Annotated in this window: 23 protein-coding genes; 15 read left to right on the top strand and 8 right to left on the bottom strand. The window is 49.9% G+C overall.

The features are described 5' to 3' along the window. On the top strand, window positions 1-1,483 hold a 1,483-nt coding region (gene xylB, locus Q4C79_RS09440), incomplete at its 5' end, for a xylulokinase (RefSeq protein ID WP_303090771.1). A 121-nt stretch (window positions 1,484-1,604) separates the two neighbouring features. After that, complete coding sequence (locus tag Q4C79_RS09435; protein WP_303090770.1) at window positions 1,605-2,894, top strand: MFS transporter; 1,290 nt, start codon at window positions 1,605-1,607, stop codon at window positions 2,892-2,894. 344 nt (window positions 2,895-3,238) lie between these two features. Here the strand turns inward: Q4C79_RS09435 and Q4C79_RS09430 are convergent, their stop codons facing one another. Then, window positions 3,239-3,613, bottom strand: a complete 375-nt coding sequence (locus Q4C79_RS09430; protein WP_303090769.1) for an Mth938-like domain-containing protein — start codon at window positions 3,611-3,613, stop codon at window positions 3,239-3,241. 213 nt (window positions 3,614-3,826) lie between these two features. On the opposite strand from Q4C79_RS09430, the gene Q4C79_RS09425 reads away from it, so the two are divergent. The 4 genes from Q4C79_RS09425 to Q4C79_RS09410 all read left to right on the top strand — a co-directional run bounded on the left by Q4C79_RS09425 (window position 3,827) and on the right by Q4C79_RS09410 (window position 7,998). Next, a complete protein-coding gene (locus Q4C79_RS09425) occupies window positions 3,827-5,146 on the top strand; it encodes a homoserine dehydrogenase (RefSeq protein WP_303090768.1) in 1,320 nt (439 codons plus the stop codon). Then, the gene (locus tag Q4C79_RS09420; RefSeq protein ID WP_303090767.1) at window positions 5,130-5,579 is read left to right on the top strand and encodes a hypothetical protein; all 450 of its coding nucleotides are present in this window, start codon (window positions 5,130-5,132) and stop codon (window positions 5,577-5,579) included. The genes Q4C79_RS09425 and Q4C79_RS09420 overlap by 17 nt, the downstream gene beginning before the upstream one ends. A 239-nt stretch (window positions 5,580-5,818) precedes the next feature. After that, window positions 5,819-7,300: a subtype B tannase gene (locus tag Q4C79_RS09415; protein WP_303090766.1), complete on the top strand. Its 1,482-nt coding sequence runs from the start codon at window positions 5,819-5,821 to the stop codon at window positions 7,298-7,300. A gap of 227 nt (window positions 7,301-7,527) precedes the next feature. Beyond that, window positions 7,528-7,998, top strand: a complete 471-nt coding sequence (locus tag Q4C79_RS09410; RefSeq protein WP_303090765.1) for a YchJ family protein — start codon at window positions 7,528-7,530, stop codon at window positions 7,996-7,998. A gap of 135 nt (window positions 7,999-8,133) precedes the next feature. On the opposite strand, the gene Q4C79_RS09405 is transcribed toward Q4C79_RS09410, so the two are convergent. Together Q4C79_RS09405 and Q4C79_RS09400 are read right to left on the bottom strand one after the other, a co-directional pair. Next, window positions 8,134-8,268, bottom strand: coding sequence for a DUF3149 domain-containing protein (locus tag Q4C79_RS09405; protein WP_303090764.1), 135 nt, complete (start codon window positions 8,266-8,268; stop codon window positions 8,134-8,136). Window positions 8,269-8,699: 431 nt separating this feature from the next. Next, window positions 8,700-9,716: a 2Fe-2S iron-sulfur cluster-binding protein gene (locus Q4C79_RS09400; RefSeq protein ID WP_303090763.1), complete on the bottom strand. Its 1,017-nt coding sequence runs from the start codon at window positions 9,714-9,716 to the stop codon at window positions 8,700-8,702. A 128-nt stretch (window positions 9,717-9,844) separates the two neighbouring features. Between Q4C79_RS09400 and Q4C79_RS09395 the strand changes: the two genes are divergently transcribed. From Q4C79_RS09395 to Q4C79_RS09385, 3 genes are all read left to right on the top strand, one after another. Beyond that, complete coding sequence (locus Q4C79_RS09395) at window positions 9,845-10,144, top strand: hypothetical protein (RefSeq protein ID WP_303090762.1); 300 nt, start codon at window positions 9,845-9,847, stop codon at window positions 10,142-10,144. A 114-nt stretch (window positions 10,145-10,258) separates the two neighbouring features. After that, the gene (locus tag Q4C79_RS09390; protein ID WP_303090761.1) at window positions 10,259-11,200 is read left to right on the top strand and encodes a hypothetical protein; all 942 of its coding nucleotides are present in this window, start codon (window positions 10,259-10,261) and stop codon (window positions 11,198-11,200) included. 207 nt (window positions 11,201-11,407) lie between these two features. Further along, window positions 11,408-11,695: a hypothetical protein gene (locus tag Q4C79_RS09385; protein ID WP_303090760.1), complete on the top strand. Its 288-nt coding sequence runs from the start codon at window positions 11,408-11,410 to the stop codon at window positions 11,693-11,695. Window positions 11,696-11,905: 210 nt separating this feature from the next. Here Q4C79_RS09385 and Q4C79_RS09380 read toward each other — a convergent pair whose 3' ends face one another. The 5 genes from Q4C79_RS09380 to upp form a co-directional block, all read right to left on the bottom strand. Beyond that, complete coding sequence (locus tag Q4C79_RS09380; protein ID WP_303090759.1) at window positions 11,906-12,712, bottom strand: DUF4198 domain-containing protein; 807 nt, start codon at window positions 12,710-12,712, stop codon at window positions 11,906-11,908. 309 nt (window positions 12,713-13,021) lie between these two features. Next, window positions 13,022-13,528 carry a hypothetical protein gene (locus Q4C79_RS09375; protein WP_303090758.1) on the bottom strand — a complete coding sequence of 169 codons (507 nt, stop codon included), beginning with the start codon at window positions 13,526-13,528 and terminating at the stop codon, window positions 13,022-13,024. A 306-nt stretch (window positions 13,529-13,834) separates the two neighbouring features. Beyond that, window positions 13,835-14,452 (bottom strand): flavin prenyltransferase UbiX, encoded by a 618-nt coding sequence (locus Q4C79_RS09370; RefSeq protein WP_303090757.1) that lies wholly within the window; start codon window positions 14,450-14,452, stop codon window positions 13,835-13,837. Between the two features lie 85 nt (window positions 14,453-14,537). Beyond that, window positions 14,538-14,828 carry a hypothetical protein gene (locus tag Q4C79_RS09365; protein WP_303090756.1) on the bottom strand — a complete coding sequence of 97 codons (291 nt, stop codon included), beginning with the start codon at window positions 14,826-14,828 and terminating at the stop codon, window positions 14,538-14,540. Beyond that, entirely contained in the window at window positions 14,828-15,454 is a 627-nt protein-coding gene (gene upp / locus Q4C79_RS09360) for a uracil phosphoribosyltransferase (RefSeq protein WP_303090755.1), read from the bottom strand. Before upp ends, Q4C79_RS09365 begins: the two co-directional genes overlap by 1 nt. 185 nt (window positions 15,455-15,639) lie before the next feature. Between upp and Q4C79_RS09355 the strand changes: the two genes are divergently transcribed. From Q4C79_RS09355 to Q4C79_RS09330, 6 genes are all read left to right on the top strand, one after another. Further along, complete coding sequence (locus Q4C79_RS09355) at window positions 15,640-16,371, top strand: SDR family NAD(P)-dependent oxidoreductase (RefSeq protein WP_303090754.1); 732 nt, start codon at window positions 15,640-15,642, stop codon at window positions 16,369-16,371. Window positions 16,372-16,405: 34 nt separating this feature from the next. Further along, entirely contained in the window at window positions 16,406-17,020 is a 615-nt protein-coding gene (locus Q4C79_RS09350; RefSeq protein WP_303090753.1) for a Smr/MutS family protein, read from the top strand. Window positions 17,021-17,684: 664 nt separating this feature from the next. Further along, window positions 17,685-20,348, top strand: a complete 2,664-nt coding sequence (aceE, locus tag Q4C79_RS09345; RefSeq protein ID WP_303090752.1) for a pyruvate dehydrogenase (acetyl-transferring), homodimeric type — start codon at window positions 17,685-17,687, stop codon at window positions 20,346-20,348. 118 nt (window positions 20,349-20,466) lie between these two features. Further along, window positions 20,467-22,158, top strand: coding sequence for a dihydrolipoyllysine-residue acetyltransferase (gene aceF / locus Q4C79_RS09340; protein ID WP_303090751.1), 1,692 nt, complete (start codon window positions 20,467-20,469; stop codon window positions 22,156-22,158). Between the two features lie 175 nt (window positions 22,159-22,333). Next, window positions 22,334-24,130, top strand: a complete 1,797-nt coding sequence (lpdA, locus tag Q4C79_RS09335; RefSeq protein ID WP_303090750.1) for a dihydrolipoyl dehydrogenase — start codon at window positions 22,334-22,336, stop codon at window positions 24,128-24,130. Between the two features lie 24 nt (window positions 24,131-24,154). After that, window positions 24,155-24,346, top strand: a 192-nt coding sequence (locus Q4C79_RS09330) for a hypothetical protein (RefSeq protein WP_303090749.1), incomplete at its 3' end; no start/stop codon positions are given.

The raw sequence follows: 24,346 nt of genomic DNA, 5'->3' as shown, positions 1-24,346 counted from the left end.
CAAAGGAGCAAATATGTATCTCGGTATCGACTACGGCACGTCCGAAATCAAAGCCCTGCTCACCGACGAAGCGGGCAATATCGTGCAAACCCACGGCGTATCCTTAAGCATTCAACGCCCGCAGCCGCATTGGTCGGAGCAGGACGCCGACCAATGGTGGCAGGCCACGCACGATTTGATGGCGGCGATGCGCGAAAAAAGCGGTGAGGCCTGGCGGCAGATAAAAGCCGTCGGCTTATCGGGGCAGATGCACGGCGCGGTGCTGCTCGATGAAAACGACCAACCGCTGCGCCCCGTGATTTTGTGGAACGACACCCGCAGCGAAGCCGAGTGCGCCGAGCTGGAGGCCGCCGTGCCCGATCTTCACGCGATTACCGGCAATCTGGCCATGCCCGGCTTTACCGCGCCCAAACTTTTATGGGTGGCGAAACACGAGCCGGAAATCTTCGCCCAAACCGCAACCGTGCTGCTGCCGAAAGACTATATCCGCCTGCGGATGACCGGCAGAAAAGTATCGGAAATGTCCGACGCCGCAGGCACGCTGTGGCTCGACACCGCCAAGCGCGATTGGGCCGACGAAGTATTGGCCGCCTGCCAACTCGGCCGCAGCCATATGCCCGAACTTATCGAAGGCAGCCATAACAGCGGCACGCTGCTGCCCGAAGTGGCGGCGCAATGGGGTTTGGACGCAAGCGTTATCGTGGCGGGCGGCGGCGGCGACAATGCCGCCAGCGCCGTCGGCGTGGGCGCGGTAAACGCGGGCGATGCGTTTATTTCTTTGGGCACGTCCGGCGTGGTGTTTGTGGTGAACGACAGCTACCGCCCCGCGCCCGAAAACGCCGTGCACTGCTTCTGCCATGCCTTGCCCGAACGTTGGCACCAAATGAGCGTAATGCTCAGCGCCGCCGCCTGCTTGAGCTGGTATTGCGGTCTGGTCGGTGTGAAAGAAGCGCAACTGATGGAAGAAATCGCCGCCTTAAGCGCAGAAGAAAAAGCCTCCGCGCCGGTTTTTCTGCCTTATCTTTCGGGCGAGCGCACGCCGCATAACGATGCCGGTGCCAGCGGCAGTTTCCACGGCATACGCCATAGCGCAAACCGCGCGGTTATGGGTTATGCCGTGATTGAAGGGGTGGTTTTCGGCATCGCAGACGGCGTGCGCGTGCTGAGGGAAAGCGGCACACAGATCCAACAAGCCTCGCTGCTCGGCGGCGGTGCACGCAGCCCGTTTTGGGCGCAACTTCTGGCCGATATTCTGAAGATAAACATCATTACCCACAAAGGCGGCGCAACCGGCGGCGCCCTCGGTGCGGCGCGGCTGGCCGCTTTGGCGTGCGGCAAAAGCGAAGCCGAAGTGTGCTTAAAGCCCGAAACCGACCGTGTCTATACGCCCGATGCGGCGCAGGCGGATTATCTCGCCGCGCGCTACCGGCAGTTCGGAGCCTTATACCGAAACGAATTGTCGTTCAGACGGCATGATGCTTGAGTATGCCTGTCTGAAAATATGTTTCGTCTTGAAACACATTACAACAATAACGTCAACAAAGCCTGTCTGAAACATTCAGACAGGCATTAACTACCTATCCATTCAGAGAAAAGAGGTTTTTATGAACAATTTGGAAAACGAAACCAAGCAGTGGCTGGGCCTGCCCCTAAACCTGCTGTGGGGCTATGTGGCCATCGCGCTGTTTATGACGGGCGACGGCTTCGAGCTGGCGTTTTTGTCGAAATACATCACCGATTTGGGCTTCACCGAGGCGCAATCGTCTTCGGCTTTCGCCGTTTACGGTTTTGCCGCCGCGCTGGCCGCGTGGATTTCCGGCGTGTTCGCCGAGATTGTCACCCCGCGCAAAGCCATGCTGGCGGGTTTTGTGATGTGGTGCGTGTTTCATGTGCTGTTTTTGGTGTTCGGCTTGGGCGGTAAAAACTACTTTTTCATCATGCTGTTTTACGGTATTCGCGGTTTTGCCTACCCGCTGTTTCTGTATTCGTTTATCGTGATGATCGTTCAAAACGTAAAAAGCACGCAAATCAGCCCTTCGATGGGTTGGTTTTGGACCACTTATTCGGTGGGTATCGGCGTGTTCGGCAGCTTTATCCCCAGCCTCACCATTCCCGCAATGGGCGAAATGGGCACGCTGTGGCTGGCGCTGGCGTTTTGCTTTGCCGGCGGCTTGGTGGCGTTGGTGATGCTGCGCAACGTCAACTCTTATTCGCCCATGCACGGTTTGTCGCGCCAGCAGAAGTTTTCCGAACTCAGCCGCGCCATCACCCTGCTGGTGACCAACCGCAATATCCTTTTTTCAAGCTGGGTGCGGATTATCAACACGCTCTCGCTGTTCGGCTTCGCCGTGATTATGCCGATGATGTTCACCAAAGAGCTGGGGTTCACCACTTCGCAATGGCTGCAAATCTGGACGGTGTTTTTCGCCACCACGCTGGTTTCCAACGTGTTTTGGGGCATCGTGGGCGAAAAATTGGGGTGGATTAAAGTGGTGCGCTGGTTCGGCTGCATCGGCATGGCACTCTCGACATTGAGTTTTTACTATATCCCGCAGTATTACAACACCATCGCCGAAGCGGGCGTAAATGGTGCCGGCACCGCCGAATTTATGGTGGCGTGGATTCCCGCAATTCTGCTGGGCTGGTTTGTGGCCGCATTCGTGCCGATGACCGCCATCTTCACCACCTTGGAACCCAAACACCAAGGCGCGGCGATTTCGGTGTATAACCTGTCGGCCGGTTTGTCGAATTTTCTCGCCCCCGCAATCGCCACTGTGTTGCTGCCGCATTTCAGCTTTATCGGCGTGGTTTACGCCTATACCGCGCTGTATCTGTTTGCATTCGCGGTAACTTATTTCATCAAAGTGAAACAGCCCGGGTTCGATACGAATTAAACCGGCAGTTTCGGATGCCGAAGTTTATGCCGCCTTTTACGGCATAAGGTTTCTTCCGACAGCAATGCCTGTCTGAAACGTTTCAGACAGGCATTGTTATTGCAGATATGTCCGTCTATATAGCAGATTTAATTACTTCGATACAAGGCAGCAAGCCGCAGACAGTACAAGTAGTACGGCAAGGCGCAGCAACGCCGTAGCGAAAGTTAAGTTAATCTGCTATAGCGGAAAAAGCAGATACTCGGGTCAAGCCCGAGCATAATGAAATAAATGAAATATAGGATCAAAATGGTTTTTGCAAATGTCTACGGCTTTTTTAAGAGCTTGTTGCAAAGGTCTCGGCTTTAAGGCCATAACCAAGCCCATACCCGCCGCCCTTCGCTTTCCAGTACCATGCGGGTGCGGCAGGCGGCGGCGGTATTCATGCTTTCCAACCCGATGCCATCGCTGGCCAGCCGCGCGGCAATACGCGGATGCAGAAACTGCTGCCGCTCGCCGGTGCCCACCAATATGACTTCGGGCCGTTCGTTTTGCGCGGCGATGGCGTTTAAAAACACTTCGGCAGTTAAATCCTGCGGTGTCAAACCATCGAGGGTTTCCAATACGCTGCCGGTCAGGAAAACCGGTTCCTGAACGCGCTCGCCGTTGATTTCCAGATAGCCGTTGCCGCAGCCGGTGAGGTCGTAGGTTTGTTGTGTGCGGTTTTCTTCAATCTGCATGGTGGTTTCCGATATGCTGAAATTAAAGAGGATGGGAAAAATGAAAAGGGCTAAGCCGCCGGCAATTCGTTTTTCAGCCGAAGGTGCAAAAATACATGATTTCGGGTAATATTAATCATTTTTTTCAGAGTTTATCGTTCAAGCCGTTGCAAAGCAACTTTCACCGGCATCGAGCGGTGCGGCAGCTGGCGTACAGTTTAACTAGGAGGCAGGATGAAGCCCATTAATATCGGTATTTTGGGATTGGGAACCGTCGGTAAAGGGGCGGTGGAAGTATTGCAGGACAATGCGGCGGAAATCAGCCGCCGTTTGGGCCGCGAAATCAACATTTTCATGGTATCCAGCCGCGATACCGAAAAAGCGCGCTCCATCTGCCCGCCGAATACCCTGATTACCAATGATCCTTTCGAAGTGGTACGCCATCCCGAAGTAGATATCGTCGCCGAGTTGTTCGGCGGTACCGATATTGCCCGCAAGCTGATTTTGGAAGCGCTGGAACACGGCAAACACGTGGTAACCGCCAATAAAAAACTCTTGGCCGAATACGGCAACGAGATTTTCGCGCTGGCGGAAAAAAATAATCTGATGGTGCAGTTTGAAGCGGCGGTGGCCGGCGGCATTCCGATTATCAAGGCTTTGCGCGAGGGGCTGGCCGCCAATAATATCCAGTCTATTGCCGGCATCATCAACGGTACCAGCAATTTCATTCTTTCCGAAATGCGCGAAAAAGGCAGCGCGTTTGCCGATGTGTTGAAAGAAGCGCAGGCGCTGGGTTATGCAGAGGCCGATCCGACTTTCGATATCGAAGGCCACGATGCAGGTCATAAAATCACGATTATGTCGGCATTGGCTTTCGGTACGCCGATGAATTTCGAAGCTTGCTATCTGGAAGGCATCAGCCGTTTGGAAAGCCGCGATATCCAGTATGCCGAAGAGCTGGGCTACCGCATCAAGCTATTGGGCATCACCCGCAAAACGGAGCAGGGCATCGAATTGCGCGTGCATCCGACTTTGGTGCCGGAAAGCCGCCTGATTGCCAATGTAAACGGCGTGATGAACGCAGTGCGCGTAGACGCCAATATGGTGGGCGAGACGCTTTATTACGGCCCCGGTGCGGGGTCGCTGCCGACGGCAAGTTCGGTGGTGGCCGATATTATCGACATCAGCCGCCTGATTAGTGCGGATTCCGGCAACCGGGTGCCGCATTTGGCTTTCCAACCGACCCAAGTTCAAAAACAGCGGATTTTGCCGATCGAAGAAATCACCAGCAGCTATTATTTGCGTGTTCGGGTAGAGGATAAGCCGGGCGTGTTGGGCCGTATTGCCGGCTTGCTGGCTGATGAAAGCGTATCCATCGAGGCTTTGATTCAGAAAGGCGTGCAAGACGACAGCACGCCGGAAATCGTGATTCTCACCCATAGTACCCAAGAGAAAAAAGTGAAAAAAGCGATTGCGGCGATTGAAGATCTGCCGTTTGTACACAAGCCGGTTGTGATGATCCGTATGGAGAGCCTGCATGGACGACAAGGATAAACAAGCTGTTGCCGACCCAACGCAGGAGCAAGCGGAGCAAACGCGCCGTGCCAAGGCCAAAATCCGTACCATCCGCATCTGGTTTTGGGTGGTGATTTCCATGTTTCTCGGCTTCTTTTTCCTGTCGCAATGCGCGATGAGCAAGCCGAAAGCCAAAGAAGTTATCATCGAATCGTGCGTGAAGAACGTACCGTATTCGGAGAAATGGCAGCAGGATTTGCAAGCCAACGGTTTGGCGGGGCAATCGGATAAAGTAATCTTGGATTATTGCGTGTGCATGTGGAACGAGCCTTTGGATAAACTCAATCACAACCAGTTGAAATCCATGAGCAAAATCAGTGCGGAAGAGCAGCTTGCCTTGCTGGGCGGTGCCGATGCCTTTAATGCGCGCGATAAGCAATGTATCGCCAAATTGGGCGCGGCGGCAAAATAAATTAAATAGCTTATTTTGGCAAATGCCTGTCTGAAAAGTTTTCAGACAGGCATTTCTGTATTCACTTAAAAGAAATGGGTTGGATTCCGTATAATAAGCCACTCGGTTATTGCCCTGAGCAGCATCAAGCATCGATTTTGCACCATTTGTACGGTCGGCAATTTGCAGCTGGATTGTGAAGTTAAGCCACTATAAAATACTTTTTCCCAAGAGAAGAGCACCCATAAAAGGAAGATAACATGAAAAGAATAATGAAACCGGCTTTATTAACGGTTGCCATTGCCATCGGTTTGTCGGCTTGCGCCACAGCGAAAAAATCCTCGGATTATGATTTGGATTTCAGCAAACAACGCGGTAGTGCCAAAACCATGCAGGTAAATGGTGAAACGGTGGCTTATCGTGCTTATGAAAACATTGTTTATGTGCAAAAACCGGTAGATACCGTTTACCAAAGCATCAATATCTACATTCCCGAGGCTTATTTTAACGGCGGCAGCATCAATGGCTTTAGCGCCGATACCGCGCCGATTTTCTTTCCTAATCAAGTCGGCGGCTATATGCCCGGCAAACCGGGAGAACCGGATAAAGCAGGCTTCGGCCCCTCTACCGGTAAAGCCGATGCAATGCAGGTAGCATTGTCGCAGGGTTACATAGTGGCTTCGCCCGGTGCACGCGGCCGGACTTCTTCCAGCGGTAAAGCGCCTGCTGCCATTGTCGATTTGAAGGCGGCAGTGCGCTATCTGAAAGCCAATGATAAAGTGATGCCCGGTGACGCCGGTAAAATTATTTCCAACGGCACCAGTGCCGGCGGCGCTTTGTCGGTATTGCTGGGTGCCAGCGGCAATAGTGCCGATTACGAACCTTATCTGCGCTCTTTGGGCGCCGCCAAAGCGGGCGATGATATTTTCGCCGTTTCCGCTTATTGCCCGATCACTATTCTCGAACACGCCGATGCGGCTTATGAGTGGCAGTTTAACGGTATCAAAGATTACCAATCCATGAACATCAGTATGTTGGATTATAAAGTCGAGCGCAAACTGGTTCCCGGTACGCTGACCGATGCGCAGGTGAAACTTTCCGATGCCTTAAAGCCACAGTTTTCGCCTTATGTAAACAGTCTCGGATTAAAAGATACCGCCGGCCGGCCGCTTGCGCTGGATAAAAACGGTAACGGCAGTTTCAAGCGTTATGTAGAGGCGCATATTATGCAATCTGCTCAAAAACAGTTGGATGCAGGCAAAGATTTGAGCGATCGGAAATGGTTGGCTATTCGTAACGGCAAAGTAACCGGCATGGATTTCTTCGCATATGCCAAGGCTGCCGGCCGTATGAAAACACCGCCTGCTTTTGATGCGGTGGATTTGAGCGCCGGCGAAAACCAGTTGTTTGGTACCGCTACCGTCGATAAACAACACTTTACCGCCTTCTCACAGCAACACAATACCGCCGAGGGTGCGACCCGCGCCGATGAACATACCGTTAAACTGATGAACCCGATGTACTACATCGGCCAGGCGCAGAATCCGCAAAACTGGCGTATTCGCGTCGGTACTGCCGACCGCGATACTTCGTTGGCCATTGCTTCGTTGGTGAGTGCCAAGTTGGAAAACAGCGGGAAAACCGTTGATTTCGCCATGCCTTGGGATCAGCAACACGGCGGCGACTATGATTTGGACGAACTGTTTGCCTGGATGAAGCAGGTATCTGCGCAGGCTAAATAAAACAGGCAGAATGCCTGTTTGAAACGATAGTGTTACGCTCGCGAGGGGTAACATGATTTTTCAGACAGGCATCTCATATGTTCAATCAATTAAGAAAAAAATAGGTGGGCATGACAAAACGTTTATTACAACGAGGTTAAAGCAACACGAAAGAACGGCTTGCTGCACAGTACTAGAAATAAGTTATCCGCCATATCATGCCTGTCTGAAAAAATATTGCTTACATTATGAATACATTATGCCCATGCCCATCCGGCTTGCCATACGAAGCTTGCTGCGCACCGCTGCACCGCGGCGAGCGCCACGCAGCCGATGCCGAAACCCTGATGCGTTCGCGTTATGCCGCCTATGCGTTGCGGCAAACCAATTATTTGATTGAAACCACAGTGCCGGCGCAACAGCATTTGTTAAACCGTGCGGCCATCGATGCTTGGAGCCGCGACAGCGAATGGCTGGGGTTGACGGTTATACAACACAAACCGAAAGCGGGTAAGCGGCACGCACAGGTTGAATTTGAAGCGCGTTTTCTTGAAAACGGCGAAACACGCAGCCACCACGAATTGTCCGCTTTCGTTCAAATCGACCGGCGCTGGTATTTTATCGATCCTACCGTGCCGCTGCCCGGCATGAAAACGCCGTGTTTTTGCGGTTCCGGTAAAAAATTCAAACAATGCTGCGGGCAATTTTTACGGGATTGAATGCGTTCAGACAGGCATCGGCGGTTGAAATGCCTGTCTGAAAACCTTTGGACAAATAATAAAAAAAGGTGCGGCTTTCGCCACACCCAAACACACACACATCAAGAGGAAATGATTAACGGTTTTAATAGTTTATTAAACATTCGGCCCTTTATCGGCCTGCTTTTTAACCCAGAAAAACAAGAATGCTGCAATAATAACCACCATAAATATGGTGATAAAAGAAAGTATCCCTACAGGTGATCTAAATAATTCGGCAATTAATTCCATACGCTGCTCCCGGATTTTTATGAAGATGAAGGGTATTCGAACATCGAAAATCATCGATTACCGTGTCGTCTTATCTTGCTGAATAAAAGTGATATAGTTGTTTCAGTGTATTCTAATCAATAACAGCGACACGTGCTTTGATACAGGTCAACAGAGTAACCATTTTAGTTGTAATACTCTATAACGGATTAACTTAACTTTCGCGAAGGCTCTGCTGAGGCAAAGCTTGGAGAGAACGATTTTGTAAGCCGATAAAGCGGCAACAGAATCGGTTTCGTACGTGTGTACCGTCTTCGGCTTGCTGCTTTGTATCCAAGTAATTAAATCCGCTACATTTGACGTCAACCGAAGATAGGTTTCGAAACTATAAATATGCCTGTGTGACATAACATAAAAAGCCGCCCAATAGGCGGTATTTTTTACGTCTTTAATTATTTGCCGGAGGGAGTAAATGCGTCAGAGAAGAAATATTCCGGCCGTAAACGGTGATGGGTGCACAGCAAATCATAAGCCGTTTCCACCATGGCTGCCGATCCGCAGGCATAAACGCAAGCTTGCGACATATCGGGATAATCGGCAACGGCATGGGTTTGTACATAACCCGTCGCGCCGCTCCAGCCCTCATGCGGGCGGGATAATACCGGAGTCAAAGATGCGTTGGGCAAACGCTTAATCCAGTCTTCTGCCTGTTGCAAGCGGTATAAGTCGCTTAAATACCGCCCGCCCCAGTAAAGATGAATACGGCGCATGGAGTTTTGGCGGGTCAACTGTTGCAGCAGGCTTTGAACCGGTGCAAAGCCGGTGCCGGTGGCCAAGATAATCAGAGGTTTATCACTATCCTGCGGAATGGCGTTGCCAAGGGGACCTCGGATGCGCAAAATGCTTTTTTCAACGATTTGGGGACTATCGCCAAACAACATACTGCTAAACGCCCCGCCTAAATGATTGCGGACGTGTAATTCTAATTGTTCGGGATGTTTCGGATTGCCGGCGAGCGAGTAGCTGCGGGTTACGCCGCTTTTGAGCAAAACGTCGACATATTGCCCGGCATAAAAAGAGAAAGGCGCAGTTTTAGGCAAATCCAGCGACACAATGGCGGTATTGGCCAGATATTCGATTGCGGAGACCCGGGAGGGTACGGTTTTAACCGGCAATACGCCTGCTCCTCGATATCCGGGCATGTCGATTTCCAAATCACTCTGAGCCGTGCTGCAACACAATAGAATATAGCGGTTTTGTGCTTCTTCTTCATTAATGGCCATTTCGAAATGCGGTTGCCAAACGCCTGTTTTGCCGCTTATTAAGCGGGCTTTGCATTGGCCGCATACGCCGCTTTGGCAGGAATGCGGCAGATTCAAGCCTTGCCGCTTGGCGGCCGACAACACCGGTTCGTCACTGTCTACGGTGAAAGATTCTTGTTGGGAAACTAGGGTAACGTTGTGTGGCATGGTGTGATCAGGCGCGGAAGAAAAGCTTATTATAACGAATTTCAAACGAGAATTTTATTTCAGGCCAATTAGTGGTAAGATGCGTTCTTAACAAATCTTGTATTTAACGTCTAAATTTGGAGATATTCATGAAAAAAACCTTATTGGCTGTTATGGTCGCAGCTTTCGGTTTGAGTGCGTGTAGTAGCTTGGATGGCAAAAGCCCGAGTGAAATGGTTAAGATTACCACCGAGCGAAGTCTAACCAAAGATTACAGCTATAATTTCAACGGCGAGGCAAGAGCATTTTTAAGCGACAAAGATAAAGGCGTCGCACCTGCAATTTCCGCTGAAATAGAGGCTAAACAAGCATCAGAGGCCGGTAAATCTGTCGATACCATGCAAAAAGAGGCGGATGCAGCGATAGTGGGCGCAGATGAGAAAAAATAAATTTCTGCCAAAGAGAATAAGAGCAAAGCGGAAGATAATGAGTATGCTGATGAAATCAATATTGGTGCAAACATTGTGAATGGCATACAAAAATATCCGGCCGCGGCAGTGTATTTGAACGACAGCCGATTGTTTTTCAATGGTGCGGTGGATTTGCGGGCGAAAAAAATAGAAATCGTTCCGGAGTTGCAAATCAAGGCACGTAATGAGTTTAGTAGTATTAAGATGCCGATTTTATTGGACGGTAACGACATGAGTGTTTCTGTCGATACCCCGGCAACTATTCCGATGGTATTGAATTTCTTTATCCAAGACCCGACTATGCGTGCGCGATTGGTTAATCAGTCTATACGTTTTAATTGGGCGGATATGGAAGACAAAACGATTCCGGTCAAGAGTACGCTGAAAGCAGTAGTAAAGAGCGCTTATACGGCCTATAACAGTATTCCGGCCGACCAATTCCGTTTGGATGAAATGGATGAATTCGGTAAACGTGTCGGTGCGCGTTACCGCATCAGTGTGGTTTTCACCAAGGAAAATGAAGAAGCCTATTATCAGGCATTTGTAAAAGAGTTTAATGAGGAGTTGACCCGTCTGGAAATTGCCGGACGCGATGAGGGTTCGACCCGCGAGGGCTATGATAAAGTACGCCAATTTTTCGAATCTCTCAGCGATAGTATGTTGTCTGTACCTGCAACCGACTCATGGCTGGGCAGCCCGCTGATTGAAAGTATTTATCTGGATCGCAAAGGCCGCACGGTTGGCAAACGCAATTATGTGCAGATAAACGGTACTGAAAAAGCGTTCAATATCGATATGAGTATGGCGATGAACCGTTTTGGCCGCCCGGTTTTCACTTATCAGCCGAAAGCTTCGGAAAGCATCAGCTTTAAAGAATTGATGGAAGCCTATAAAAAAAGCGAAAGTGAAAGCGGCGAAACTTCGGATGAAACGGAAGTAAGCGAAGATGCTGCTGCGGAAGTTATCGAGGCACCGGCTGTGAAGAAACAAGCGGTTAAAAAGAAGAAAGCCAACAGCAAACAAAAACGCCGTTAAATTAGGGTGATAATGAAAATGCCTGTCTGAAAAAAGGTTATAAACTTTTTCAGACAGGCATTTTCCATACACAAGTGTAGGTTTGATGCATCAATAGCGAAGAAAATCAGTAAAGTTTATGAAAAAAACTTGGATTGTGGCGGATATGGCTTAATATGGGAGACGTCAGTGCAGCATTTGCACTGCATCTATCTAAGGAATACAGATATGAATAAACGCACCACCACCGCTTTGCTGACCATGTTGGTTCTGGCTGCCAGCGCGGGCGTTCAAGCTAAAGAGAAAAAAATCAACATCAAGGAAAATACTTCGGGCCTGCCGGCGGCATTATCCGACAGCATCGCCCAGACATCGGTATCCATGGGTGTGAAAGAGCCGTTAACCATCAGCCGCAGTGGTGACAATGCTGTCGTTTCCGGTTCAACCTCCACTTCATGCCGCATCAAATTATCGCAAGGTGCTAATCCCAATATTATGGGTATCTCTTGTAAATAAAGTTGCAGAATGAATCATGCCTGCCTGAATATATTTTCAGACAGGCATTTTGTTTGGTTTAATGATATAGTCGATTCAAATAAAATGTCCGGTGTATCGCGGACGTTTTCGTCCGCTTTTTATGTATGATTCTGGATATTTTTCGGACGGGGACGTCCGCGCTCCAATATCGGAGTTTTATTTTAAATCCACTATAAATTTAGCTTTGCATTAATGGGCCTGATGGCCGATTTGGAAAGTCAGCGTGCTGTAGCTGGAAAGTTTCTGGCAGACTTTCTGGTCTGCGTAATCAACTTTATGTTCGACATTGGCTTTCCAGAAACCTTGGCGCAACGGAATAATGTCTACCGTACCGTCATCACCGGTTTTATCGTAAAAAGCTTGTGCTTCCACTTTATGTGATTTGCTGCGGTCGCTGGTGTCGAAACCGTCAAAGGTGGCGGTTACCACTGCATTGGGCAAAGGCTCGCCGTTGAACAATACTTTTACTTTAAAACGCTCGCCGACATGAATATTGGCCGGATTATCCATCGGTACGATTTCCAAACCGTAGCCAACCGGGCGGGTAACGATTTTGGTATCCGCGCTTTCATGGCCGACATTTACCACATTTTTGCCATACATGCGTGTTTGCTCGCAATATTCTGCATCCGGCATCGCTTTCATATCCGTTTGTTTCCAACCTTCGCGGTTTTTCGACCAGAAAGTCGGTTGATATTCCGCAATCAACAGATAGCTGCCTTCTTTTACCGGCTTTTTGCTTTCGTATTGATAGTTATAACGGCCTTTTTGCTGCAAATCCTCTTTGCCGTTTTCAGTAACCAGTTGCATCGGGCGGCGGAAAATATGCAGGCGGTCTTGTGCGATCGGTTCCAATTCAGGAAATTCACCATAACCCAATTCGGCTTTCAGAATTTCCCCGCCGTGCGTATGGTTGCTGGTTACCCATACACGGTGGGCATGGGCGGCTGTGGTGCAGAGGATTAAACCGGCCAAAAGCAGCTGTTTTGTTTTCATGAATAGAAATTCCTTGATGTGATAGGGGTTATTAAAAGAAATGTTATACTATAACAAAAATAATTAAAAATAAATAAGCGGGAGAAAAAATGCAGAAAGAGAGGATGGTTTTATTGGGCAAACGAGTATAGATAGTGAAATTAGACGTATCTTGGTGTGCAAAAGATACGCCTGTCTGAAAGCTTGACGATAGTGAATCCACTACCATATTTCGCTACGGCGCTGTTGAATCTTACCGTACTGTTCCTACTGATGCCTTGTATCGAAAATGTGTGAATCCACTATATACCTTCGGGCTGATACGGCGGTTTAAGCCAGCAGAGCAACCAGGCTTTGGCTGTTATTACAAATGCCGTTATCCTGTTGCGGTACGCTGATTGCAGACTCGATAATCAGCAGATTTTGCGGGCGGCCGGTATGCAGGCCGAAGCGGATGGCAGCAGGTGTGAACGGTAGATTATGGCGTCGTGCGAAGGCTTCGGCGCGTTGGTTGGCGGTTTCCAGCATGGTTTTTAAATGGCCTTCCAGATGAAAGGCACGGGCTTGTAAGACTAAAATGCGGGCGGCAAACCAATCGGCTTCTTCGGTAAAAGTGGCTGGGCTGATTTGTTCGAAATCGTGGCGCTGAGCGGCAATCAGCGTTGCTAAGGTACGGATTTGCGGAATCATGGCTTCGCTAAATAAAGGATGGTTGCTGCTGGGGAGCGAAGTTTGCAGGAATTCGGGGCGGTGGGCGTTGCCATCCACTACGAGGTGGCAAACGCTAAGCGTTTCGGTTGCGGGAGCGGGTTTGATGGTTAATTGGGCGGTTTGCATAATGGTCTCCTGAAGTGTTGGATTTTTTATCAGGCGGCCATCGGATATTCAGATAATAAAACAGCCGCCGGTAAGATAACGGGCGGCTTTTTGTTTCGCTTCTATCTGTTTCAGACAGGCATGAACAAGCACCGCGCGTTGGAGCGGTACCAATAAAAATAAGCAAAGGCGCTGGTGTTCATGTTGAAACTCTCGGTTGAAGCGAAAAATAATTGTGGGCAAGCTTAAAACAACTTACCTAGGATTGTCAATAACCAATTAACAAATGCAAGCAACATGGCAATGAATTCACGCAAACCTTCCATGTTACGCTCCCCATTTCTGCATGAGGTTGTGCTCGATGCGCAGTTGGTCGAGAATTCGCGCCACGACAAAATCCACCAAGTCTTCCATGCTCTTGGGATGATGGTAGAAGCCCGGCGAGGGCGGCAGAATCACTGCGCCCCATTGCGAGAGTTTGAGCAGGTTTTCCAGATGCAGGGTGGAAAAAGGGGCTTCGCGTGGTACGATAATCAGCAAGCGGCGCTCTTTTAAACAAACATCGGCGGCCCGTTCGATTAAATGGTCTGAGGTGCCGTGTGCAACTGCCGCCACTACGCCCATACTGGCCGGGCAAATAACCATGGCATCGGCAGGATTGGTACCGGAGGCGGGGGGAGCGAACCATTCGTCTTTGCCGAATACCCGCAATTGTTCGGCATTTACCCGAAAGTGTTCACACAGCATTTGCTGGCAGGCTTTGGCATCGCTCGGCAATATCCAGTTGCTTTCTTGGCGAGCGACGACTTGTGCGGCTTGGGAGTAAAGCAACCACACGGTTTTTCCGGCTTGTAGCAAACACTCGAGCAGGCGCATGCCGTAGGGCAGGCCGGAGGCGCCGGTAAATGCTAGGGTAACGGTTTGGATGGGGTGGGCGGTATTCATTGATTTCGCTTTATGCGGATGATAGCGGTTCTGACAAGGTAAACGGTTGAAAAGTTGCCATTTTCTTTTTCAGACAGGCATGGTTTTAAAACAGACCAAAATGGCGGCAGATATAGAGCAGTAATAAAAACAAAGGCAGCAAGAGCCATAAAGTCGCTTTCTTTAGAGCCGTTTCGTTACGCAGGTGATGGCTAATCACTTCGAATAACACAAATTTCAGCAAAAAAGCAAACTCGCAGGCGAGAATGATGCCGCGAATCAAGTGGCTGCCGGCGGTGTGGCCGGGTCGGAGCTGGAACAGCAATACGCTGGCGGCCGGAATCAAACAGACCAAGAGCCAGCGCCAAAGCATATTTTTTGAACGGGTTTCTGCCATCAGCGGGTGCCGAAAATTTTATCGCCGGCGTCGCCGAGCCCGGGAATGATGTAGCCTTGTTCGTTGAGGTGGCTGTCGAGTGCGGCGGTATAAATCATTACATCGGGATGCGCCTCGTTGACCAAACGTACGCCTTCGGGGGCGGCTACCAGTACCAAGGCTTTGATGTTTCGGCAACCTTTGCTTTTCAGTAAATCGATGGTTGCGACCATGGATCCGCCGGTGGCCAGCATGGGGTCGATAATCAAAGCAGGGCGCTCGTGCATGCCGCTGACGAATTTTTCAAAATAGGAAACCGGTTTCAAGGTTTCTTCATCACGCTGCAGGCCGACAACGCTGATTTTGGCGGTGGGAATCAAATCGAGCACACCGTCGAGCATGCCCAAGCCGGCACGCAGAATCGGTACCACGGTTAAGGTTTTTCCTTTAATCCGCTCACCTTGCAGGGGACCGCACCAGCCTTCTATATCGTACAACTCGGTGGAAAAATCACGGGTAGCTTCATAAGCCATCAGGCGGCCCAGTTCGGTGGTGAGGGTACGGAATTTATAAGTGCTGCAATCGGCTTCGCGCATCAAGGTCAGCTTGTGCTTCACCAGCGGGTGTTCAATAATGGTGAGTTTCATGGGGCCTCTCGGTATGTTGAGGAATTTTGCGGTATTATAAGGTTTATCCGAACAGTCGGAAAGACAGCCAGATGCCTTTGCAAAACGACTCGGGCGTATTGCTTAATTACAATATAGCCGTATCTATGTAGAAACAAACGATAACGGATATTTTGCTTTTCAGACAGGCATGGTTTCTTATTTTTATGATGAATAAACTTATTATTACCGGCCATAGCCAGGGGTTGGGTAAAGCGCTGGCCGAATATTATTTGCAAGAAAACTGGCAGGTTTTGGGCATTTCCCGAACACTGTGGCCGCAAGCGCCGGAAAATTTGCAGCAGTATGCGCTGGATTTGGCTGATAACCAGCGTTTACGGCAGGCATTTCCCGGGGGTCTATTGGCAGACTTTTTGCACGATGCCACACAATGGTTGTTGATTAATAATGCCGCGCAAGTTGCTCCTAATGCTCTGGCCGGTATTGCCGGACTGGATCCGGTTGTGTCTTCGGTGTCGCTCAATATCTTGGCTCCTTTGTTGTTGAGCGAGGAAGTTATCCGTACGGCACCGGCGGGTAGCCAAGGAGGGATTGTGCATATCAGCAGCGGTGCCGGCCGCAAAGCGTATCCCGGTTGGAGTGTATATGGTGCGGGCAAAGCCGCGCTGGATCATCATGCACTTTGTTTGGCGGCAGAACAACATCCGCAATTGAAGGTAGCCAGCATTGCACCGGGCGTGGTTGATACGGCTATGCAGGCTGAGATACGCAAATCATCTAAGCAAGATTTTCCGCTGTTGCCGCGCTTTCTGGCTTTAAAACGCGAAGGCGGTTTGATTTCTGCACAACAGGCGGCTGTCGCCATTGCCCGTTTTATTGCTTCGCCATCTTTTGGTCGCGAAGTGGTGGCAGATATCCGCGATTGGATGCCTGTCTGAAAAAATAAGCAAAGCAAATAAGAAGGATAGTGAAATGAGCAAAACCGACTTCCAATCCACCTTGAAAGCCTTGGGGCAACAAGCTAAAGCGGAGGCAGAACGGAAAAAAAACGCCGAGGCGGTCGAGCTAAAAAAGCAACGTGAGGCGGTAGACTTCGCCCAAGAAATAGGCGCGGTTACTCCTTTAAAAAACAGCCGCCGCTATTCTCCGCCGCGTGATAATACACCGATTAAAATACGCCCTGCGGAAGAAAGCCTGTTGGATGAGCGCGATTATTTTTATGTCGGCGAAGGGCAATGGTTGGATATACCGGCTTCGTTCAGCAAAAACGGCCAAGGCCAAAACGATATCCGCCGGCTGCAAACCGGGCACTGGGAAGTGGTGGCCGATGTGGATTTGCACGGCTATAACCAAGAGGAAGCGCAAAAAGTATTAAACGAATTTATCGAGTTTGTGAAAAAACGCGGAGTGTGCGGCGAAATCGTACATGGCAGCGGCTTGGGATCTTCGGGCTATCAGCCAGTATTGAAAAATCTGGTGCGTCGCTGGCTGATGGCGCATCCAGATGTACTGGCCTATGCCGAGCCGCATAAAGGTAATGATGGAGCGGTACGGATACTATTAAAGCGCCAGCACCGGGAAGGTTAGAACGCACAATATGAACAGGCCTGTCTGAAAATACTTTAGATACCCAATTAAAAAAAAGGTAAAAGTATTTTCAGACAGGCATTTTTGAAATCTTTTCGGGATAAACTCAATTACCTTGGAATCATCCTTGATTACTGTTTAATATGTTATATAGCGAATTAACTTAATTCTCGCTACGGCGTTGCTACGCCTTGCCGTACTACTTGTACAGTCTGCGGCTTGCTGCCTTGTATCGAAAATTAATTAAATCCGCTATATGATTTGAAATATCAGACGCCATAATCAAACCCTGTGTTGTATTTCGTTGCGAAGGCTCGCTTACCTTAAGATATTTTCCACTAGCCTGTTTTCGAAATTGATGCTTTTGATTGATTGATAAACTTAAAATTTTCATATTAGAAAAAATTTAATTCACTTATGAATATTTTATTGATTTTGATTAAATTAACGCCTGTTTTTTTTCGATTATGTACTATTCTACTATTTGCTAGTTACTGCAATAACTGATACGATTCAATGGTTAGATGAATGACCGTCGATTGCTTATGTTATATTTTATTTTCATAAGTGTTAACGGATAATAATTTCAGGTTTTATACGAAAAACGGCGCTCAGCAAAACAGCTTGTCGCCTGTCCATAATGCTCAACAGAAGGGATCGCAATATGTCCACCCAAATTCAAGATATTGATCCGATTGAAACCCAGGAATGGTTAGATGCATTGAGCTCGGTATTGGAAAAAGAAGGTACCGAACGTGCACATTTCCTGTTGGAAAATCTGGTTAGATATACCCGCCGCCGCGGCGTCCACCTGCCTTTTGATTCTACCACTGCTTACCTGAATACCATTCCGGTCGGCAGTGAGCAAAAATCACCCGGCGATCCCGAGTTGGAGCACCGTATCCGTTCGTACGTGCGTTGGAATGCATTGGCGATGGTATTGCGCGCCAGCAAGAAAAATTTGGAATTAGGCGGTCATATTGCATCCTTCCAATCGGCAGCGACTTTGTATGATGTGGGTTGGAACCATTTCTGGAAAGGTAATACTGACGGCCAAGAAGGCGATATGGTATTTTTCCAAGGCCACTCAGCACCGGGCATGTACGCACGCGCCTTTATCGAAGGCCGTTTGACCGAAGAGCAGTTGGCCAATTTCCGACAAGAAGTCGACGGTAAAGGCTTGTCTTCTTATCCTCACCCCCATTTGATGCCTGATTTCTGGCAATTCCCTACCGTATCCATGGGCTTGGGCCCGCTGATGGCGATTTATCAGGCGCGTTTCCTAAAATATCTGGAAAGCCGCGGCTTGGCGAAAACCAAAGGCCGTAAAGTGTGGTGTTTCTGCGGCGACGGCGAGATGGACGAACCCGAAAGCCGCGGTGCCATTCAATTGGCGGCCCGAGAAGGTTTAGATAACCTGATTTTCGTGGTGAACTGTAACTTGCAACGTTTGGACGGTCCGGTACGCGGCAACAGCAAAATCATTCAAGAATTGGAAGGCGAATTCCGCGGTGCCGGCTGGAATGTGCTGAAAGTGATTTGGGGCAGCCGTTGGGACGGCTTGTTGGCGCAAGACACCAACAACCTGTTGAAACAACGCATGGAAGAGTGCGTAGACGGTGATTACCAAACCTATAAAGCCAAAGACGGTGCTTATGTACGCGAACATTTCTTCGGCAAATATCCCGAATTGAAAGCCATGGTGGCCAATATGTCGGATGAGGAAATTTTCGCCCTCAACCGTGGCGGCCATGACCCGCACAAAGTGTATGCGGCTTATTATGAAGCCGTAAACAATCCCGGCGGCCGCCCGACCATTATTTTGGCTAAAACCATTAAAGGTTACGGCATGGGTGCATCCGGTGAAGCGCAAAACTCAACGCACCAACAGAAAAAAATGGATATCGACTCGCTGAAAAAATTCCGCGACCGTTTCGGTATTCCGGTGACCGATGAAGAATTAGAAGCAGGGCCTCCGTTTATCCGCCCGGCAGAAGACAGCCCGGAAATGCAATATCTGCGCGAACGCCGCGCAGCGTTGGGCGGATACGTTCCTTCACGTTCGCCTTCTACCGAAGTGCTACCGATTCCCGAGCTTTCCGCTTTTGATTCGCAGCTGCAATCAAGCGGTGATCGTGAATTCTCCACCACTATGGCGTTTGTTCGCATCCTGAATACCTTGATGAAAGACAAACAGCTGGGTAAACGCGTGGTACCGATTGTACCGGACGAAAGCCGTACCTTCGGTATGGAAGGTATGTTCCGTCAATACGGTATCTGGAACCCTGCCGGCCAGAATTATGTGCCGCAAGACCAAGACCAGCTGATGTTCTATAAAGAATCGGTTGACGGTCAAATTTTGCAAGAAGGTATTAACGAACCGGGTGCAATGGCCGACTGGATTGCTGCGGCAACCAGTTATGCCAACAATGATTTCGCAATGATTCCGTTCTACATTTATTATTCTATGTTCGGTTTCCAACGTATCGGTGATCTGGCTTGGGCAGCCGGCGACATGCAGGCGCGAGGCTTCTTGTTGGGCGGCACTTCCGGCCGAACTACCTTGAACGGCGAAGGCTTGCAACATGAAGACGGCCATAGCCATGTTCAGGCGGATCTGATTCCGAACTGCGTTTCTTACGATCCGACGTACGCTTATGAAGTGGCTGTGATTGTACAAAACGGTTTGAAACGGATGTATGTCAATCAAGAAAATGTATTCTTCTACATTACATTGCTCAACCAAAACTACGCTCATCCGGAAATGCCTGTCGGTGTCGAAGAGCAAATCCTTAAAGGTATGTATTGCCTGAAAGAAGGTGCTAAAGGCAAACTGAACGTGCAGTTGCTGGGTTGCGGCGTTATGCTGACTGAAGTATTGGCCGGTGCCGAATTGCTGAAAGCCGATTTCGGCGTTGATGCCGATATCTGGAGCGTACCTTCATTCAATGAACTGAAACGCGACGGTATGGAATGCGAGCGCTATAACCGCCTGCACCCGCTGGAGGCGCCTAAAGTACCGTATGTACAGCAGCAACTGGCAGGCCGCAGCGGTCCGGTGATTGCCTCTACTGACTACATCCGTACTTTTGCCGAAGGCATCCGCCCGTATATCGAGGCTGATTATGTGGTGTTGGGAACAGACGGATTCGGTCGCAGCGACTCACGCGACAACCTGCGCGATTTCTTTGAAGTAGATCGTTACCATGTTGTCGTTGCCGCATTGAGCGCTTTGGCCGAACAAGGCAAAATCGATCGATCTGTGGTGCAGCAGGCTATCGTGAAATACGGCATCAATACCGATGTCGCGCCGAGCTGGAAACGCTGAGTATCAGACTGAGTATCGGGCGGCATCTGCCGTCGGCAAGCTGCCCGACAAAAGAATTGACGCGTGTAAATGCTGCTAAGCCAGCATGCGCAAACCTGATTCCTAAAGGAAAAAAACGATGAGCCAAATCGTAGAAATCAAAGTACCCGATATCGGCGGCCACGATAATGTAGATGTGATTGCCGTTGAAGTGAAAGCGGGAGACACCATTGCTGTCGACGACACCCTGATTACATTGGAAACCGATAAAGCCACTATGGATGTTCCTGCGGATACCGCAGGCGTGGTAAAAGAGGTTAAGATCAAAGTAGGCGACAAAGTATCGGAAGGAAGTGTGATTCTGACTGTTGAAGCTGCCGGTGAATCTCATGCACAGGCTGAACAGGCTGAAGCACCTGCTAAAGAAGTGCCAGCGACTTCAGCACCCGCACCACAGGCGGCACCTGAAGCTTCAGCCGCCTCTGCTCCTGCTGCATCCGGCGGCGGAGTAAGCGTGGTGGAAGTACCCGATATCGGCGGCCACGACAATGTTGACGTGATTGCGGTAGAGATTAAAGTAGGCGATACCGTTGCGGTGGACGATACGCTGATTACCTTGGAAACCGATAAAGCTACCATGGATGTGCCTTCAACGGCTGCCGGTGTGGTAAAAGCGGTTTACATTAAGGTGGGTGATAAAGTTTCGCAAGGCGCAAAAATTATTGAATTAGAAGGCGAAGCTGGTGCTGCCACCCCCGCTCCTCAGCAAGCCGAAACTCCTGCGGAGCAAGCCCCCAAAGCTGCCGAGACGCAAGCGCCGAAAGCCGCTGCTCCGGCAACAGCTCCCACTACTGCGGCGCAGGCGCCGAAAACCGCTTACGGCAATACGCCGTTTAACGAAGCAGGTTTTGCTAAAGCGCATGCCGGCCCTTCTACCCGTAAATTGGCACGCGAATTGGGCGTTGATTTGTCTTTGCTGCAAGGTACCGGCGCGAAAGGCCGTATCACCGGTGAAGATGTTAAAGCATTCGTGAAAACCACCATGCAGAATGTGGCCGGAAAAAGTGTGGCTGCTGCTGCACCTTCATTGGGCGGCGGCCTCGACTTGCTGCCGTGGCCGAAAATCGATTTCAGCAAATTCGGCGAGATCGAAACCCAGCCGCTTTCCCGCATCAAGAAAATCTCTGGTCAAAATCTGTCGCGTAACTGGGTGATGATTCCTCACGTTACCGTGAATGACGAAGCCGATATGACCGATCTGGAAGCTTTCCGTCAACAGCTCAATAAAGAATGGGAGCGCGAAGGCTTGAAATTGTCTCCGCTGGCTTTTGTGATTAAAGCTTCGGTGGTGGCATTGAAAGCCTTCCCTGAGTTTAATTCTTCGCTCGATGGTGAAAATCTGGTGTTGAAAAAATTCTACAACATCGGTTTTGCTGCTGATACCCCCAACGGTTTGGTGGTGCCGGTCATTAAAGATGCCGATAAGAAAGGCCTGAAACAGATTTCCCAAGAATTAACCGAGCTGAGCAAAAAAGCCCGCGAAGGCAAGCTCAAACCCAATGAAATGCAAGGCGCAACCTTTACCATTTCGAGCTTAGGCGGTATCGGCGGTACCGGCTTCACCCCGATTGTGAACGCTCCCGAAGTAGCTATTTTGGGCGTGTGCAAATCACAGATGAAACCGGTTTGGAACGGCAAAGAATTCCAACCGCGCCTGATGTGCCCGCTGAGCCTGTCGTTTGACCATCGTGTTATCGACGGCGCGGCAGGTATGCGCTTTACTGTGTATATTGCGAATCTGTTGAAAGACTTCCGCCGTATTACCTTGTAATACCGTTTTCAGACAGGCATTACTCATCGTCAATGCCTGTCTGAAAATATCAAACCTGCTTATCATGATTATTGAATATGGAAATGATGATTCGATTGCATCGATAAGCTATTGATCATGCGCCATTGTAAGAACGGAAGGCTGTCTGAATTCCTTTTACAGAGAAAGAAGCAACATGAGTTTAATAGAATTGAAAGTGCCCGATATCGGCGGGCATGAAAATGTAGATATCATCGCCGTTGAAATCAAAGCGGGCGACACCGTTGCCCTTGAAGATACCCTGATTACTTTGGAAACCGACAAAGCCACCATGGATGTGCCTGCCGATGCGGCGGGTGTGGTAAAGGAAGTCAAAGTTAAAGTAGGCGACAAAATTTCCGAAGGCGGTGTAATCGCTGTTATCGAGGCGAGCGCTGCAGCAGAAGCGCCTAAAGAAGAATCTAAAGCAGAAACCCCGGCCGCGCCGGCGGTTCAAGAAGCACCGAAGGCTGCTGCCCCGCAAGCCGCACAATTCGGCGGTTCATCGGATGCCGAGTATGATGTTGTGGTATTGGGCGGCGGGCCGGGCGGTTATTCCGCAGCTTTTGCCGCGGCTGATGAGGGCTTGAAAGTAGCCATTATCGAGCAATACAGTACCTTGGGCGGTGTATGTCTGAACGTAGGATGTATTCCGTCTAAAGCGCTGTTGCATAATGCGGCGGTGATTGACGAAGTACGCCATTTGAAAGCCAACGGTATTTCTTATCCCGAGCCGGAAGTCGATATCGACATGCTGCGCGGCTATAAGGAAAAAGTAATCGGCAAGCTTACCGGCGGTTTGGCCGGTATGGCTAAGGCTCGTAAAGTGGATGTGATTCAAGGCTTCGGTAAATTCCTCGATGCCAACCACATCGAAGTGGCGCTTACTGAGAGCAGCGAATACGAGCAATCTACCGAAACCGGCGGCAAGGAAGTGGTGGCTTTCAAAAATGCCATCATTGCCGTCGGCAGCCGTGTCGTGAACCTGCCGTTTATTCCGAAAGATCCGCGTATTGTCGACTCCACCGGCGCGCTGGCCTTGAAAGAGGTACCGCAGAAAATGCTGATTATCGGCGGTGGCATCATCGGCTTGGAAATGGGTACCGTATACAGTACGCTGGGGACACGCTTGGACGTGGTGGAAATGATGGACGGCCTGATGCAAGGTGCCGACCGTGATTTGGTAAAAGTTTGGCAGAAACTGAACGAATACCGCTTCGACAACATCATGACCAATACCAAAACAGTAGCGGTAGAGGCCAAAGACGACGGTATTTATGTGACTTTCGAAGGTGAGAAAGCGCCGAAAGAACCGCAGCGTTATGATTTGGTGTTGGTAGCAGCCGGACGTGCGCCCAACGGCAAAATGATAGATGCGGAAAAAGCCGGCGTAATGGTTACCGAGCGAGGCTTTATCGAAGTAGACAAACAGCAGCGTACCAACGTACCGAATATTTATGCTATCGGTGATGTGGTGGGACAACCGATGTTGGCACACAAAGCGGTACATGAAGGCCATGTTGCGGCGGAAAACTGTGCCGGTCATAAAGCATACTTTGATGCCCGCGTCATCCCCGGAGTCGCCTATACTGCGCCGGAAGTGGCTTGGGTTGGCGTTACCGAAACCACAGCCAAAGAAAAAGGCATCAAAATCACCAAGGCCAATTTCCCGTGGGCGGCTTCCGGCCGTGCGATTGCCAACGGTTGCGAAGAAGGTTTTACCAAACTGATTTTTGATGCTGATAGCGGCTTGATTATCGGTGGTGGTATTGTCGGCCCCAACGGCGGCGACATGATCGGAGAAATTTGTTTGGCGATCGAGATGGGGTGTGATGCTACTGATATCGGCAAAACCATCCATCCGCACCCGACCTTAGGCGAAACCATCGGTTTGGCTGCCGAAGTGGCGCTCGGCGTGTGTACCGACTTGCCGCCGCAACGCAAAAAGAAATAATTTAGAACAGTTCCAACTAACTGTTTGAAAAAGCTGCCCGATATCGGGCAGCTTTTTATTTTAGAAGCATTGAGGGGTCTGCTGACAATTGGCCAGCGAAGCGGTTTATTGAGGCAAAAAGCGCAGCAAGGTTTGGACACCTTGCGAGCATTTTTAACGCCGCAGACGGGGATTTTTGACCTTGAATTGTCAAACCAAGCGCAACGTTTTTCGAAA

The sequence above is a fragment of the Neisseria sp. genome, assembly GCF_030523955.1.
In the GTDB taxonomy this organism is placed as follows: domain Bacteria; phylum Pseudomonadota; class Gammaproteobacteria; order Burkholderiales; family Neisseriaceae; genus Neisseria.
Note: the sequence above shows the minus strand (reverse complement) of the source record. Positions and strands in the feature narration are given on the sequence as shown.

What these genes read in the sequence shown, in the direction of transcription:
- Q4C79_RS09435 (WP_303090770.1), top strand. Translation starts at nt 1,605, where the DNA reads ATGAACAATTTGGAAAACGAAACCAAGCAGTGGCTGGGCCTGCCCCTA.
- Q4C79_RS09430 (WP_303090769.1), bottom strand. Translation starts at nt 3,613, where the DNA reads ATGCAGATTGAAGAAAACCGCACACAACAAACCTACGACCTCACCGGC.
- Q4C79_RS09425 (WP_303090768.1), top strand. Translation starts at nt 3,827, where the DNA reads ATGAAGCCCATTAATATCGGTATTTTGGGATTGGGAACCGTCGGTAAA.
- Q4C79_RS09420 (WP_303090767.1), top strand. Translation starts at nt 5,130, where the DNA reads ATGGACGACAAGGATAAACAAGCTGTTGCCGACCCAACGCAGGAGCAA.
- Q4C79_RS09415 (WP_303090766.1), top strand. Translation starts at nt 5,819, where the DNA reads ATGAAAAGAATAATGAAACCGGCTTTATTAACGGTTGCCATTGCCATC.
- Q4C79_RS09410 (WP_303090765.1), top strand. Translation starts at nt 7,528, where the DNA reads ATGAATACATTATGCCCATGCCCATCCGGCTTGCCATACGAAGCTTGC.
- Q4C79_RS09405 (WP_303090764.1), bottom strand. Translation starts at nt 8,268, where the DNA reads ATGGAATTAATTGCCGAATTATTTAGATCACCTGTAGGGATACTTTCT.
- Q4C79_RS09400 (WP_303090763.1), bottom strand. Translation starts at nt 9,716, where the DNA reads ATGCCACACAACGTTACCCTAGTTTCCCAACAAGAATCTTTCACCGTA.
- Q4C79_RS09395 (WP_303090762.1), top strand. Translation starts at nt 9,845, where the DNA reads ATGAAAAAAACCTTATTGGCTGTTATGGTCGCAGCTTTCGGTTTGAGT.
- Q4C79_RS09385 (WP_303090760.1), top strand. Translation starts at nt 11,408, where the DNA reads ATGAATAAACGCACCACCACCGCTTTGCTGACCATGTTGGTTCTGGCT.
- Q4C79_RS09380 (WP_303090759.1), bottom strand. Translation starts at nt 12,712, where the DNA reads ATGAAAACAAAACAGCTGCTTTTGGCCGGTTTAATCCTCTGCACCACA.
- Q4C79_RS09375 (WP_303090758.1), bottom strand. Translation starts at nt 13,528, where the DNA reads ATGCAAACCGCCCAATTAACCATCAAACCCGCTCCCGCAACCGAAACG.
- Q4C79_RS09370 (WP_303090757.1), bottom strand. Translation starts at nt 14,452, where the DNA reads ATGAATACCGCCCACCCCATCCAAACCGTTACCCTAGCATTTACCGGC.
- Q4C79_RS09365 (WP_303090756.1), bottom strand. Translation starts at nt 14,828, where the DNA reads ATGGCAGAAACCCGTTCAAAAAATATGCTTTGGCGCTGGCTCTTGGTC.
- upp (WP_303090755.1), bottom strand. Translation starts at nt 15,454, where the DNA reads ATGAAACTCACCATTATTGAACACCCGCTGGTGAAGCACAAGCTGACC.
- Q4C79_RS09355 (WP_303090754.1), top strand. Translation starts at nt 15,640, where the DNA reads ATGATGAATAAACTTATTATTACCGGCCATAGCCAGGGGTTGGGTAAA.
- Q4C79_RS09350 (WP_303090753.1), top strand. Translation starts at nt 16,406, where the DNA reads ATGAGCAAAACCGACTTCCAATCCACCTTGAAAGCCTTGGGGCAACAA.
- aceE (WP_303090752.1), top strand. Translation starts at nt 17,685, where the DNA reads ATGTCCACCCAAATTCAAGATATTGATCCGATTGAAACCCAGGAATGG.
- aceF (WP_303090751.1), top strand. Translation starts at nt 20,467, where the DNA reads ATGAGCCAAATCGTAGAAATCAAAGTACCCGATATCGGCGGCCACGAT.
- lpdA (WP_303090750.1), top strand. Translation starts at nt 22,334, where the DNA reads ATGAGTTTAATAGAATTGAAAGTGCCCGATATCGGCGGGCATGAAAAT.